General features: G+C 39.1%; 13 protein-coding genes. 8 read left to right on the plus strand and 5 right to left on the minus strand.

Going from position 1 to position 13,606, the window contains the following annotated elements:
* A partial coding sequence (locus AC1RJ8_RS24995; RefSeq protein ID WP_492956248.1) for a hypothetical protein occupies positions 1 to 195 on the plus strand: 195 nt, incomplete at its 5' end.
* 168 nt (positions 196 to 363) lie between these two features.
* Positions 364 to 2,130 carry a S8 family peptidase gene (locus tag AC1RJ8_RS25000; protein WP_492956259.1) on the plus strand — a complete coding sequence of 589 codons (1,767 nt, stop codon included), beginning with the start codon at positions 364 to 366 and terminating at the stop codon, positions 2,128 to 2,130.
* Positions 2,131 to 2,154: 24 nt separating this feature from the next.
* Here the strand turns inward: AC1RJ8_RS25000 and AC1RJ8_RS25005 are convergent, their stop codons facing one another.
* From AC1RJ8_RS25005 to AC1RJ8_RS25025, 5 genes are all read right to left on the minus strand, one after another.
* A complete protein-coding gene (locus AC1RJ8_RS25005; RefSeq protein ID WP_492956249.1) occupies positions 2,155 to 2,937 on the minus strand; it encodes a polysaccharide deacetylase family protein in 783 nt (260 codons plus the stop codon).
* A 1-nt stretch (position 2,938) separates the two neighbouring features.
* Positions 2,939 to 3,871, minus strand: coding sequence for a glycosyltransferase family 2 protein (locus AC1RJ8_RS25010; protein ID WP_492956250.1), 933 nt, complete (start codon positions 3,869 to 3,871; stop codon positions 2,939 to 2,941).
* On the minus strand, positions 3,868 to 5,052 hold the full coding sequence (locus tag AC1RJ8_RS25015; protein WP_492956251.1) for a glycosyltransferase family 87 protein: 1,185 nt from the start codon (positions 5,050 to 5,052) through the stop codon (positions 3,868 to 3,870). Before AC1RJ8_RS25015 ends, AC1RJ8_RS25010 begins: the two co-directional genes overlap by 4 nt.
* 434 nt (positions 5,053 to 5,486) lie before the next feature.
* Positions 5,487 to 6,125, minus strand: coding sequence for a Crp/Fnr family transcriptional regulator (locus AC1RJ8_RS25020; RefSeq protein ID WP_492956252.1), 639 nt, complete (start codon positions 6,123 to 6,125; stop codon positions 5,487 to 5,489).
* 94 nt (positions 6,126 to 6,219) lie between these two features.
* The gene (locus AC1RJ8_RS25025; RefSeq protein WP_492956253.1) at positions 6,220 to 6,417 is read right to left on the minus strand and encodes a cold-shock protein; all 198 of its coding nucleotides are present in this window, start codon (positions 6,415 to 6,417) and stop codon (positions 6,220 to 6,222) included.
* Positions 6,418 to 6,674: 257 nt separating this feature from the next.
* Between AC1RJ8_RS25025 and AC1RJ8_RS25030 the strand changes: the two genes are divergently transcribed.
* From AC1RJ8_RS25030 to AC1RJ8_RS25055, 6 genes are all read left to right on the plus strand, one after another.
* The gene (locus AC1RJ8_RS25030) at positions 6,675 to 7,280 is read left to right on the plus strand and encodes an N-acetyltransferase (RefSeq protein ID WP_492956254.1); all 606 of its coding nucleotides are present in this window, start codon (positions 6,675 to 6,677) and stop codon (positions 7,278 to 7,280) included.
* Positions 7,281 to 7,299: 19 nt separating this feature from the next.
* On the plus strand, positions 7,300 to 8,403 hold the full coding sequence (locus AC1RJ8_RS25035) for a M20/M25/M40 family metallo-hydrolase (RefSeq protein ID WP_492956255.1): 1,104 nt from the start codon (positions 7,300 to 7,302) through the stop codon (positions 8,401 to 8,403).
* A gap of 464 nt (positions 8,404 to 8,867) precedes the next feature.
* Positions 8,868 to 8,945 (plus strand): potassium-transporting ATPase subunit F, encoded by a 78-nt coding sequence (locus AC1RJ8_RS25040; protein ID WP_082035969.1) that lies wholly within the window; start codon positions 8,868 to 8,870, stop codon positions 8,943 to 8,945.
* Between the two features lie 39 nt (positions 8,946 to 8,984).
* A complete protein-coding gene (kdpA, locus tag AC1RJ8_RS25045; RefSeq protein WP_492956256.1) occupies positions 8,985 to 10,703 on the plus strand; it encodes a potassium-transporting ATPase subunit KdpA in 1,719 nt (572 codons plus the stop codon).
* Positions 10,704 to 10,819: 116 nt separating this feature from the next.
* Positions 10,820 to 12,847, plus strand: a complete 2,028-nt coding sequence (gene kdpB, locus AC1RJ8_RS25050; RefSeq protein WP_492956257.1) for a potassium-transporting ATPase subunit KdpB — start codon at positions 10,820 to 10,822, stop codon at positions 12,845 to 12,847.
* Positions 12,848 to 12,955: 108 nt separating this feature from the next.
* On the plus strand, positions 12,956 to 13,516 hold the full coding sequence (locus tag AC1RJ8_RS25055; protein WP_492956258.1) for a K(+)-transporting ATPase subunit C: 561 nt from the start codon (positions 12,956 to 12,958) through the stop codon (positions 13,514 to 13,516).
* The last annotated feature ends 90 nt before the right edge of the window (positions 13,517 to 13,606 follow it).

The following is a 13,606-nucleotide window of genomic DNA, read 5'->3' on the forward strand; positions in this document are numbered from 1 at the left end:
CCTGGTTTTCTTAATGGCCTTAATTCCTTAATGGTGGAAAACTGTAACGGGGCTTATTACTACCGTTTTAAGGAGTTAAGAAAAGTTAAGGGCCTGTTTACGCTGATCTCCGCTGAGTTTTACACTACTGTCCCAGGTTCAATAGCCCTGATGGCAGCGGAAATCGTTTTTGGGCATAGGTCTTGTTTATCATAAGGGGTTTCCAAAAAGGATTGCAGCGCACAGCAGGACGGAACCCGACCTACATTTTACTGCTATTGCGCTCCAAAAACCGATTATTCTACTCTTGTTAAAAAATGTAAAATCTTTCAGCCTCCAGGTAATAAAACCGTATTATTGTAGTATTACGTACATATTATGATGATGAATGTGAACCTGAAGAAATTAACTTTTCTTGCTTTTATTTTGTGTATAAATTTTGGCGCTTTTGCACAGAGCAAGAATGTACAACTGCCTGCAAATTGGTTTAATCTCGATTTATTGGAGAATGGATATTTTGGTATCAGTACGGAGAAAGCTTATCGTGAACTTTTAAAAGATAAAAAACCTAAGCAAAATGTCATTGTGGCGGTAATTGATGGTGGAGTAGATACCAATCACCCAGATTTGCAGCATGTTTTATGGACGAATAAAAAAGAAATCCCTGGAAATGGAATAGACGACGATGGTAATGGTTATGTTGACGATATCCATGGCTGGAATTTCATTGGTTCAAAAAAAGGTAATCTAGAATTTGACAATTTGGAATTGGTGCGTTTATTAAGGATTTATACGCCTAAATATCAATCAACAACCAATTTAACGCCTTTAGATAGTACTCAGAAGGAAGAATTTAAACTGTATAAGAAGATGGTGGGTGATTTTGGTAAGAAATACGAAGATGCCAGCAATACTTTTTCTGTTCTGATTGCAATTAACAAAGTTTTAGATTCTGTAGCCAAGATCAATAAAAAAGAGGTCCCGACGATGGAGGATGTTGACCAGTACAAAGCTGATGATGAAACTGAAGAGCAGGTAAAAACAATCATCAGAAAAGGTGCCAAAGAGGATGGTAGTTTCGAGAAATTTTATAAAAACATAAAAGAGGGATACAAGCAATACGATGCGATGCTGAAGTACAACTTAAACCCTAAATATGATATGCGTGCAGAACTGGTTGGCGATGATTATAGCAATCCTTATCAGAAAGATTATGGGAACAATGATGTAAAAGGCCCTGATGCTTTTCATGGTACACACGTATCGGGGATTATTGGCGCCGATCGTACAAATTCGGCAGGTATTTTGGGCGTAGCCAATAATGTAAGTATTATGGCCATTAGGGTGGTACCTACCGGAGATGAGCGTGATAAAGATGTTGCCAATGGCATCAGATACGCGGTTGATAATGGTGCTAAAGTCATCAACATGAGTTTTGGTAAAAGCTACAAATGGGATAAAAAAGCAGTAGACTCGGCAGTAAAATATGCAGCACTTAAAGGTGTATTATTGGTGCATGCAGCCGGAAACGATAACCAGAATAATGATGTTGAAGAGAATTTCCCTAATAAGTTTTTCGACAGTAAAGAGGCTGAAACTTATAAAGAAGCCAATAAAAAACCTAGCAAGCCTGATTTTACCCCACCAAAGCCAATGACACAGAATAACGGAATGGGCATGAGGCCAGCTTATGACCGATCTGCATTAATAAAACCTGTACCCATCGACTCAGCAAAGTTTAACCTTCCCCATGCCAATAATTGGATCGAAGTAGGGGCAAGTGCTTATAAAGATGATGATAACCTAAAGGCTGATTTCTCTAATTATGGCAAATACAATGTAGATGTTTTTGCCCCGGGATTTTTAATCAAATCAACTGTTCCTGATAATAAATATGAAGAGGCTGATGGAACGAGTATGGCCTCCCCTGTTGTGGCTGGCTTAGCGGCCTTAATTTTAAGCTATTACCCAGACTTAAAACCAGCACAGGTAAGGGAGATTATCATGAAATCTGTTTCGAAAGTAACACACAAGGTGAAATATAAAAATGAAAAGGGGGAGAATGTTAGAACGCCTTTTAGCGAAATATGTGTTAGCGGAGGTATTGTTAATACTTACAATGCACTTAAATTGGCCGAAACGTATAAATAGTTTTCAGTTTACAATCGGCAGTTATCAGTTTGAAGAAATAGTACTGATAAATTCCTGAAAGGTGCCAAAGGGATAATTTTTAGCTTTCATCCACGAAATAAGATTTTCTGTGCGTTCTGCCATTTTTATGCCCGTGTTTTTTCTTACATAAGCTGGGAAACCAAAGCGGTCAAAATCTTCTAAATCGGTAAATTCCCAGGGGTGGAAATAGATATTCAGGTATTTATCTTTTTTGTATGTCCAGCTGGCTAATGTTTTGTAAATGCCTAAAGGCAGATTGTGGAAAGACAGCCAAAATAACGGAAACCTAATTAATGGGCTTACGGAAGCTGGAATCTGCAGTACATTATTTTTGATGAAGTGTGTTCTGGATACATTAAAATTGTTGTATCGCCCTGGTAAATAGGTTGGATTAATAGACGTGTTATAAGTATATCCGGCTTTTTCAATTTCCTTTTCGTCAACAGGCATCATTCTGGCCATGCGGTAACCTGTAATTTCTTTGCCAGAGAGTTCTTCTAATTTTAGTTTCGATTGGAGAAGATGCTCTGGTTTAAAATCAGAATGATAGTAACCATGTGAGGCGAGTTCGTGGCCCGTTTCGGTAATCCTTTTAATCAGATCCGGAATATTTTCGGCAAAAGTAACCGTACAAAAAAAGGTAGCCTTCACTTCATATTTATCCAAAATATCTAAAATGGTAATGGTGCCAGCCCTCGAAATGGCAATCTGATCTTCGAATGAAATATTTTTTCCATATTCAAAAGGCATATCAAACTCTTCGATATCAAAACTTAACAGTACCATTTTATTTTTGGGGGATATTGGTTGAACGGATAATATAATTAGGGCGGTTTTTAGACTGCATAAACATTTTGCCTACATAAATACCTATAATGCCCAAGATAATGAGCTGTAACCCTCCAAAAAAGACAATAGTCATAATAACCGAAGCCCAACCTGAAACTTCTACATGGTTTACAAATGCGTAAATAATATAGGGTATATACAATACTGAGGCAAATGACAGAATGAACCCTAGATAAACTGCCGAATACAACGGCTTTATACTGAAAGAGGTAACACCGTGCAACGCCAGCCTTAACATCTTTTTAAAGGTATACTTGCTATTCCCCGAAAAACGGGCTGCCGGATTGTAACGAATGGCGAATTGCTTAAAACCAAGCCATTTGACCAAACCACGTAGAAAGGGCTCGTTTTCATGGAAATTCCTAAAAACGCTAACCACCTTTTGATCAAGTAGGCGGAAATCGGCTGCGCCCGGTTCGAGATCAATATCTGATAACCAGTTTAAGGTTTTATAGAATAGGTTTGATGAACTTCTTTTTCCTTTTGATAAATTTTTATCTTCTTCCCTGATGGTATACACCACCTCAAAACCTTCCTCCCATTTCTGCAGCATTTCCGGAATCAGTTCAGGAGGATGTTGCATGTCGCAATCCATCGAAATTACACAATCGCCAAAAGCATGGTCCATGCCTGCTTTAACCGCCAGTTGATGGCCAAAGTTTTTAGAAAACTCGAGGAAAAATATATTACCTGCTGTTGAGGCATAATCTTTTATTTTTTCGAGGGTATGATCGGCACTTCCATCATCCACCAGGATAATTTCATAACCGTAATTGATGGTCGAAAAAACTTTTTTAATACTTTCGGCTATTACAAAAATATTATCGGCTTCATTGTAAGCAGGGATTACTATAGAAACTAGTTTATTCATTTATCGGCAATCAGATAAGACTCAAAATCTTCTTTCATCATTTGATAAATTATGGTTAGCCAAATGATAACGCAAGGTAGGGCTTTAAGCGAATATAGACGAATAAATTCTTTAAACGACCTTGGGAAAATATCGGTTGGTGACAGGCTGGTTAATATAAATGCAAAAATAAATAAGGCTATTATCCATCCTTTTTTAGGGTTTTGTTGCACCGTAAACCAAATGGCAACACCTGCAAAAGCGATAATATAGGTTGGCGATTCAGAACCGCTGCTAAATATAACCGTAAAAATAAGTGTCGATGCCAATAACATTAACCTAAAGCCGAGGTGTTTATATTGCTTAATCCGTAAATAAGGCAAACCAAATAGTACAAGACCAACCAATAAAAATGGAGCATTGGGAATATTTATGTTACCTGTTGCCCGCCGTACAATACCCATCAAAGAAATATCCTGGAAGGAAGTTAATGATGCATTTAAATCATTTTTATGGGCAAGGGAATGGTACCAGTCGGTATATGATTGAATTACAAATGCCGGAGATGAAATAACCATAGGTAAAGCGAACAGTACCGCAAAAGCAATAAAACAGCTTATGATAAATTTTAACTTGTTCTTGCTAAAAAAGAAAAATGCCAGTCCAACAATTCCATATAGTTTAACCAAAGTACCAAAGGCGATAAAAAAAGCAGATTGTATTTCTTTCTTTTTAATAAGATAAGAAAAACTGAGTAAAATAATCCCTGTTAGGGCAATATTGAACTGAAAACTAAAGAGTGCAGTTAAGGCTTCGTGTGCACAGATCCAGGCAATAATAGTCCTTTTGTTTAAAGATATAGGGAGACTGTAAATTCCCCAGAGCAGTATCGATACATTGGCTATATTCCAAAGGATAGCACCTAAACCATCGGGTAATAATGCAAATGGCGCAATAAAAACCGAAAACACAGGGCCATAGTGGTTACTATCTCGGTATTCGGAATAGTTATCGTACAAATTTTGAAGATCAATTGTATGCCAATATACATATTTGAAAATCAGATAATTATTGTAAGAATGATGGTGGTACTGTTTATAACCTGCTACAATAGCCAATAGCATATAAATGGCAATTACGCATTCCTTTTTTAATAGAAATGAGAACAGCTTGTTAAGATTAGCGTTTTTTGAGTTATTCATTATGATTTAGTGCCGCAATATAACCATTTTAACAGTTTGCATAATCATCCACATATTAATGTGTGCGTATTTTTGGATGGGTACTGGATGGACTAAAATTAATAAATTATGATTGAGAGTCGTTACATTACACACCATTTGGATATTAGGAATATCTATTGAGCGTCTTTTATGGATGATAGTGCAAATCAGTATGAGGGCGTTCCTGCTCTTGTACTTGATTTTAATTTATGAATATTTTCGATATTGCTAAGTTATTTTCTTTCATTTAATTCTAACTTAATTTTCAATTAATAGACTTAACTTACTTTTTAATCATAAATATTTGGCTAGTATTTATAAGGTTTAGTTGATTAATAGAAGAGCCCGATCATTATTATGAGCTTTGTTTTTTGGAGGATTCTCATCCAAACTAAACTGCGGGGTTTAATGTATTACACTTCTATTGATACTGGAATGCCTCGATTTTCGGTTCTATGCAGTTCTTTGCTTCTTACCCTGCTTAAGGTTTCCAATCTCATTCCTAAATAACTTGCCAGATAGCGGAGCGGTATTTTGTTTAAGTCTATTTTTCCGCTTTCTGCCAGCTTTTGGTACCGTCGCAACGCATTAGGTATTCTGGCCAGAATAGATCTTTCGGATGCAGCATAGTAATGTACTGCTAACAGTTTTCGTCCGATAATATTGGCTTCTTCGAAATGAGCGTAGGCATAATCGATTAACGTATAAGGAATGCGGATCAATTCGCAATCTTCTAACGCCTGTAAATATTCTACAGAGTGGTTAGCTTGTAAATCAGGGTGACGAATGGCGCCTACAATATTATTCCCAAAACAAAACCAGGTGGTAATATCTTTGGCCCGGTCTTTTATAAAACCACGAACAATGCCACTTTTTACAAAGTAAAGTGCTGCATTACTGTCGACAGGGGAAACAATGTGTTTATTCTTTCTGACTATGACCAATGAGCAATGTTTTTCATACTGTGCAATAAGGCTACTGGAAAGTTTATGGTATTGTTCCATATACTGAAGAAGTGGCTGTACAAAAGAACTGTTGTTAGAATTGGGCATAATGTTATAAACTTTTAGGTTCAAAAAGAGATCTTTTTTGATAAATAATCATCTTGCTATATATAATATACAAAAATAATTTTAAAACGTGCATTTAAATAAGTAATAATAGGCGAAGGTTGGTGGCCATTAGCCCATGCGCCATTAGTTCGATTCTAAATTCTACCAGGTCACCTGTATCAATATTTTCGTTAAGATTTGCTAAACAAAATGCAATTTCCTGTTCATTTTCGTCTTGTATAAACCCAAAGCCAACCGATTTATCGATGTGTATTATCCTGCCCTTTCTCATTATATGTCTGTTTGGTTCACTAACATACGTGTAATGTGCAAATAAGGTTTTTCGGCTTGTTGATACTCAGAATTATTAAATGGAGCAATAGTTTACCATAATGAAATTAACCCTTCCATTTTAGTAATGTGCTTTCAAAATATGCTAGCCGAAGAAAAAAAATAAAGGCCATTATCATTGTTTAAACTGCTATTTGTTTATTAATACTGGTTTGGGCATTCCCTTTGTGATTGGCCTGGCATGAAATTTAAATCATAATGGATAACCACATCATTTTTGTCCGCATTGCTGATCAAGGCGATGCACATTACGCAAAAGAAATTATACAGGAAACAGAACAGTCAGCTATCGCAAGAGGTTCGGGCATTGCAAAAAGAACCTTAGCCTCGATAATTGAGAAAATGGCTGCTGGCAAGGCAGTTATTGCTTTAACTAATACTGGCGAGTGGGTAGGTTTTTCTTACCTCGAAACCTGGGAAAATGAACGTTTCGTTTCCAACTCAGGACTTATTGTTGCACCCAAATTTAGGAATTCTGGAGTAGCCAGATCCATCAAAAACAGAATCTTCAAGATGTCGAGAAGATTGTATCCCAATTCGAAAATTTTTAGCATTACCTCTGGCCCGGCAATTATGCGGATGAATGCCAAACTTGGTTTTCTGCCAGTCAGTTTTGCCGAGATCACCCACGATGAGCATTTCTGGGAAGGCTGCAAAAGCTGTGTGAACTACGATATTTTAACACGCAAGAAAAAATGCAATTGCCTCTGTACCGCTATGCTTTTCGATCCGGAATACTTTGCTGATGCACAGCCGGTGGTTTATCAGCAAGCTGAGCTCTGCCAGGAAGTTATTTATTCTTAAAATACCTAATCACATTACCATGAACACGATCAGTAAAATAAAACTTACCGAAGGTCCTGACCTTAACCACCTCTACCAGGAATCACTCGAACTCCTTTCCTCCTTAATCGCTATTCCTTCTATCAGTGGCGATGAGATGCTAACTGCCAATCAGATCGAATCTTTCTTAAACCTGCAAGGCATAAACACTTTTAGGAAATACAATAATATCTGGTGTTACAATAAACACCTGGATACTTCAAAGCCAACCATCCTGTTAAACTCTCATCACGATACGGTTAAACCTAATGATCAATATAGCAGAGATCCTTTTAGTCCGATTATAGAGGATGAAAAAATATACGGACTGGGTAGTAATGATGCGGGTGGTCCGCTGGTGGCTTTAACCGCTACTTTCTTGTATTTCTATGATCGAAAAGATCTTCCCTTTAACCTCTGTCTTGCGGCAACTGCAGAAGAAGAAACCTCGGGAGACTTGGGCATCCGCAGCATATTACCTGATATTACAGGAATCTCTTTTGCCATTGTAGGCGAACCCACGGGTATGCATATGGCCATTGCCGAAAAAGGTTCGATGGTAATAGACTGCGTTTCGAAAGGCCGCTCAGGCCATGCGGCTAGAGAGGAAGGCGATAATGCCATTTACCATGCCCTTAAAGATATCGACTGGTTCAAAAATTATCTGTTTCCTATTATGGACGATCAACCACAGCCTGTTAAAATGACGGTTACAGAGATCAGGGCAGGTATTCAACACAACATTGTTCCGGCTGAGTGCAGTTTTACGGTAGATATCCGTTTCGACCATAATTATACCGAAAGGGAAATCGTGAATACCATTGTCAATCATACCTCATGCCATTTTACTTTGCGGCCAAATGTATTAAAGCCATCTTTTATCGATATGCTTCATCCTGTTGTAATAAGCGGACTTTCGCTTGGCAGGAAAACCTACCTTTCGCCAACAAGCTCCGATCAAGGCTGGTTAGATATGCCTTCAGTTAAAATGGGGCCAGGTAATTCTGCACGCTCTCATACTGCCGATGAGTTTATTGGCATTGAGGAAATTGAAGAAGGGATTGATATTTACATCAGTTTACTTGAAACTTTGGAGCTCTCCTAGTCTTAGCTTCTCACTAAGATTTGGTTTTTGCCACGGAGACCCGGAGAACACGGAATTATATTATGAGGTTTTAGCGAGATGCTCTTTCCTAGTCTTAGCGTCTCGCTAAGACTATAGTTTTTGCCACGAAGACCCGGAGAACACGGAATTTAATTGTGAGGTCTTAGCGAGACGCTAAGACCAGAGTTTAGTTCAGAATGACAACAATATCATCGTCTTCCCAAATGAAAAAAACCTTTCCAAAATGGAAGGGTTTTTTTATGTCTAATTTAAATTTAAAAGTTCTTTTTATTTGTAACTAACTGTAAATCATTTGTTTGTGATTTGTTTTTCTTTTGTGGTATAAGAGTTGGCTAATGGCATGTAAAATCAATATATCATGACAATACTAATTTTTTTAATTCTCATCCTGCTCTGCTGGGCTACTTACAAATCAATCGACTGGTTCGAAAAAATCTAACATTATGATCGCATTATTCATTATCGCCATCGCCGTATTTATCTATATGATCTACGTGCTGATCAAACCCGAAAAATTTTAATCCTTTCTCCTCTACGGAGGATAATTAACAAATCAAAAAATGAACACTGAATTAACAGGCATTATCGCCACCTTCCTGCTCACCCTGGTCATCGCAATACCACTGGGTAAATACCTGGCTAAGGTTTTTGCAGGAGAAAAAGTCTGGACAGATTTTTTAAAGCCATTGGAAACTGGTATTTACAAGCTTTCCGGAATCAACATTAAAGAACAGATGAACTGGAAACAGCAGTTAAAAGCACTGCTTACCATTAATATACTGTGGTTGTTTTACGGTTTTTTTGTACTCATCTTCCAGGATAAACTCCCATTCAACCCGGATGGCAACCCTGCGATGACGCCAGATCTGGCCTTCAACACCATTATCAGCTTTGTTGCCAACTGTAACCTGCAGCATTATTCGGGCGAAAGTGGCGTAAGTTACCTCACTCAGCAATACGTACTGATGTTTCTTCAGTTTGTAAGCGCTGCAACAGGTATAGCGGCTGCGGTAGTCCTTTTCAAAGCTTTTAGAGATAAAACAACAACAGAACTGGGCAACTTTTGGGAATTCTTTGTTAAATCAATTACCCGTTTATTGTTGCCATTATCTTTTGTGATGGCACTAATCTTAACTTTTAACGGTACCCCGGCGAGCTATGAGGGTAAAGATCAGTTTATCTCGCTGCAAGGCGATACTGTACATGTTTCAAGAGGGCCAGCGGCTCAATTGATTGCCATTAAACACTTAGGCACTAACGGTGGCGGTTATTTCGGAGCCAATTCGGCACATCCATTTGAAAACCCAAGCTACTTTACCAATATGGTTGAGCTGGTTGCGCAGGTAATTATTCCTATTGCAATGGTAATTGCATTTGGTTATTTTATCCGCAGGAAAAAACTGGCTTGGACCATTTTTGGGGTTATGACCATTGGTTTGTTCATGTTGCTTTTACCTATGCTTAGCTCAGAGCTGGGCGGTAATCCGGCACTGGCCAAAATGGGTATCTCGCAAACAATAGGCGCAATGGAAGGAAAAGAGGTCCGCTTCGGTCCGGCTGCCTCTGCTTACTGGGCAACTGTGACGACAATTATTTCTACCGGCTCGGTAAACAGCATGCATGATAGTACCATGCCAATGTCAGGCACATGGCAATTACTTGGAATGATGATCAACTCATTCTACGGAGGCTGCGGCGTAGGTTTATTAAATTACTTCATATACCTGATTGTTGCTGTATTTATTTCAGGCTTGATGGTGGGCAGAACGCCGGAGTTTCTTGGGCATAAAGTAGAAGCCAGAGAGATTAAGATTGCGGCTATTATCACTTTGTTAAGTCCGTTTTTGATCCTTGCGGGAACTGCGATCGCCAGTTATATCTTTACTAGCCATGGTGATGCAGCTTGGGCAGTGCAACCTAAAAACTGGCTCAATAACCCTGGTTTCCATGGATTCTCTGAGATGCTTTATGAAATGACTTCATCTAACGCCAACAACGGCTCTGGGTTTGAAGGATTGGGCGATAACAATATTTTCTGGAACTTATCTACCGGTATTGTGATTTTCCTAGGCCGTTTTTTACCGATTATCGGGCCTGTTGCCATCGCTGGATTACTAGGCGCTAAAAAATTCATTCCTGAATCGGCTGGTACGCTTAAAACAGATACCAAAACCTTTGCCCTGATGACTTTTGCGGTTATTATAGTGTTAAATGCACTTTCTTATTTCCCTGCCTTGGCTTTAGGACCGTTGGCGGAATATTTTACCATGCTTAAATAAATGAGAGTTGTCACTTTGAGCCTTCAGATAAAAAATCGGGACAAATAGTCGAAATGCATTCATCAAAGGTCCTTCGACAAGCTCAGGATGACAATCAATAAATAAATTAAAAGAAAATGAAACCCAATAATAAATTGTTCGAACCTGCCTTGGTGCAGACCGCGCTAAAACAATCTTTCATCAAGCTTGACCCAAGGGTAATGGTCCGTAATCCCGTTATGTTTACCGTCGAAATCGGAACACTGGTAATGGCGTATGTTACCGTATACTCTTTTAGCCACAGTGGGCAAGGATCGCCATTATACAATTTCTTCATCTTTTTAGTGCTTTTGCTTACCGTGTTGTTTGCAAACTTCGCCGAGGCTATTGCGGAGGCAAGAGGAAAAGCTCAGGCCGACAGTCTTCGTAAAACAAGGGAAGAAACACCTGCAAAAGTACTTTTGGCTAACGGAACCATCGAAATCCGTTCATCCAACCAGTTAAAAAAAGGCGATGTATTTATTTGCGAAACAGGCGATACCATTCCAACTGATGGAGAAATTATTGAAGGTATTGCCACCATTGATGAATCGGCCATTACCGGCGAGTCTGCTCCTGTAATACGCGAATCCGGAGGTGATAAATCTTCAGTAACAGGCGGTACAAAAGTTTTATCTGATGAGATTAAAGTTCAGGTGAGCACAGCTCCCGGAGAAAGCTTTTTAGATAAGATGATTGCTTTGGTTGAAGGTGCATCGCGCCAGAAAACACCAAACGAAATTGCTTTAACCATTTTATTGGCCAGTTTTACCCTGGTGTTTATCATTGTATGTGTAACGCTTAAACCTTTTGCCGATTATGCCAATACACCGATTACCATTGCTGCGCTGATCTCGCTGTTTGTATGTCTGATCCCAACCACCATTGGCGGACTTTTATCTGCAATTGGTATCGCCGGAATGGACAGGGCGCTAAGAGCCAATGTAATTACCAAATCGGGTAAAGCGGTAGAAACTGCGGGTGATATTGATGTACTGCTTTTAGATAAAACCGGAACCATCACCATTGGTAACCGTAAAGCGACCAATTTTTATCCAACTGCAGGTGTAAACATCAAAGCTTTTACCGATGCCTGTGTGCTAAGTTCTTTGGCCGATGAAACCCCAGAGGGGAAATCAATCATCGAACTGGCTGCAGAGCAGGGTATTAAATCTGTCGGCACACCCGAGGGATCTACGTTTATCAAATTTACTGCAGAAACCCGTTCAAGTGGATTAGACACCCTTGATGGAAGAAGAATCAGAAAAGGAGCTTTCGATTCGATCAGGAATATTGTCGAAAAAGCAGGAAATATTTTTCCTTCCGATATCGAAAATCATGTGAAAGCCATTGCGACCAATGGAGGAACGCCGCTAGTCGTATCTGAAAATGAAAAAGCGCTTGGCGTAATCGAACTACAGGATATTATTAAACCTGGTATCAGCGAACGTTTCGAACGTTTAAGGAAAATGGGTGTGAAAACTGTGATGGTTACTGGTGATAATCCATTGACTGCTAGATATATTGCTGAGAAAGCTGGTGTTGACGATTTTATTGCTGAGGCCAAACCTGAGGATAAAATGAACTACATCAAAGACGAACAGACCCTAGGTAAACTGGTAGCCATGATGGGGGACGGGACTAATGATGCACCTGCCTTGGCACAGGCCGATGTTGGTGTGGCCATGAATAGTGGAACGCAGGCTGCAAAAGAGGCAGGTAATATGGTCGATTTGGATAACGACCCTACTAAACTCATCGAGATCGTAGAAATCGGTAAACAACTGCTTATTACACGCGGTACACTGACTACTTTTTCCATTGCGAATGATGTGGCCAAGTATTTCGCCATTGTTCCGGCATTGTTTATTGCTTCCATTCCTGCCTTGCAAAGCCTGAACATTATGGGCTTGCACTCACCAGAATCAGCTATCATGTCGGCTGTGATTTTTAACGCCATCATTATTCCAATCCTGATTCCCTTGGCATTAAAAGGTGTGGCTTACAAACCTATCGGCGCAACTGCTTTATTACGCAGAAACCTGTTTATATATGGCATTGGTGGGGTAGTAGCGCCATTTATTGGGATTAAAATAATCGATTTATTGGTTGGCTTATTTGTATAAGAGAGTTCGTCATTCCCGCGCAGGCGGGAATCGTAATGCAAGAGCTTTAAGATTCCCAATCGAGTTGGGAATGACGAATCGAACAAAAGAAATAAAAATAAAAATAAAATGAAAAAGTACATTATTCAATCCATCCGCTTAACCCTAGTCCTATTGGTACTGTTATGCGTAGTATATCCAATCACTGTGGCCTTTATAGGCAAAATGTCTAACGGAAAAGGTGGAGGAGAAAAAATCACCAAAAATGGTAAAACAGTAGGTTATGCGCTATTAGGCCAATCTTTTACCAAACCAGAATATTTCTGGGGAAGACCATCGGCAGTTGCTTACAATGCAGCGGGTTCTGCAGGTTCTAACAAAGGTCCATCCAACCCCGATTATTTAAAAGAGGTGCAGTCGCGTATTGATACCTTATTGAAATACAATCCAGGTATCAAAAAATCAGATATCCCAGCCGATATGGTTACTGCATCAGGAAGCGGGCTTGATCCAAATATTTCTGAGCAAGGTGCTGCCATTCAGATCCAGAGGGTGGCAAAAGCCAGAAATATAGATGAGAAAAAAGTAAAAAAACTTGTTGCGATGAATACCCTTAAGCCATTCATGGGTGTTTTTGGTCCTTCATCGGTAAATGTGTTGAAACTAAACCTTGCCCTTGATGAACTTTAATTAGTGGTTTAGCGAGGTATCGTCATCTCCTTTGGTTTATCAAACTGATTTTTCTTCTTTCAAATAGTATTACAAGAAGAAAGCTTGGTA

The organism is Pedobacter sp. GW822-FHT03F06, assembly GCF_058801365.1.

Bases quoted from the DNA above. Each gene is read 5' to 3' on its own strand.
- AC1RJ8_RS25020 (WP_492956252.1), bottom strand. From the start codon at position 6,125: ATGCCCAATTCTAACAACAGTTCTTTTGTACAGCCACTTCTTCAGTAT.
- AC1RJ8_RS25010 (WP_492956250.1), bottom strand. From the start codon at position 3,871: ATGAATAAACTAGTTTCTATAGTAATCCCTGCTTACAATGAAGCCGAT.
- kdpA (WP_492956256.1), top strand. From the start codon at position 8,985: ATGAACACTGAATTAACAGGCATTATCGCCACCTTCCTGCTCACCCTG.
- AC1RJ8_RS25035 (WP_492956255.1), top strand. From the start codon at position 7,300: ATGAACACGATCAGTAAAATAAAACTTACCGAAGGTCCTGACCTTAAC.
- AC1RJ8_RS25030 (WP_492956254.1), top strand. From the start codon at position 6,675: ATGGATAACCACATCATTTTTGTCCGCATTGCTGATCAAGGCGATGCA.
- kdpB (WP_492956257.1), top strand. From the start codon at position 10,820: ATGAAACCCAATAATAAATTGTTCGAACCTGCCTTGGTGCAGACCGCG.
- AC1RJ8_RS25040 (WP_082035969.1), top strand. From the start codon at position 8,868: ATGATCGCATTATTCATTATCGCCATCGCCGTATTTATCTATATGATC.
- AC1RJ8_RS25025 (WP_492956253.1), bottom strand. From the start codon at position 6,417: ATGAGAAAGGGCAGGATAATACACATCGATAAATCGGTTGGCTTTGGG.
- AC1RJ8_RS25055 (WP_492956258.1), top strand. From the start codon at position 12,956: ATGAAAAAGTACATTATTCAATCCATCCGCTTAACCCTAGTCCTATTG.
- AC1RJ8_RS25015 (WP_492956251.1), bottom strand. From the start codon at position 5,052: ATGAATAACTCAAAAAACGCTAATCTTAACAAGCTGTTCTCATTTCTA.
- AC1RJ8_RS25005 (WP_492956249.1), bottom strand. From the start codon at position 2,937: ATGGTACTGTTAAGTTTTGATATCGAAGAGTTTGATATGCCTTTTGAA.
- AC1RJ8_RS25000 (WP_492956259.1), top strand. From the start codon at position 364: ATGAATGTGAACCTGAAGAAATTAACTTTTCTTGCTTTTATTTTGTGT.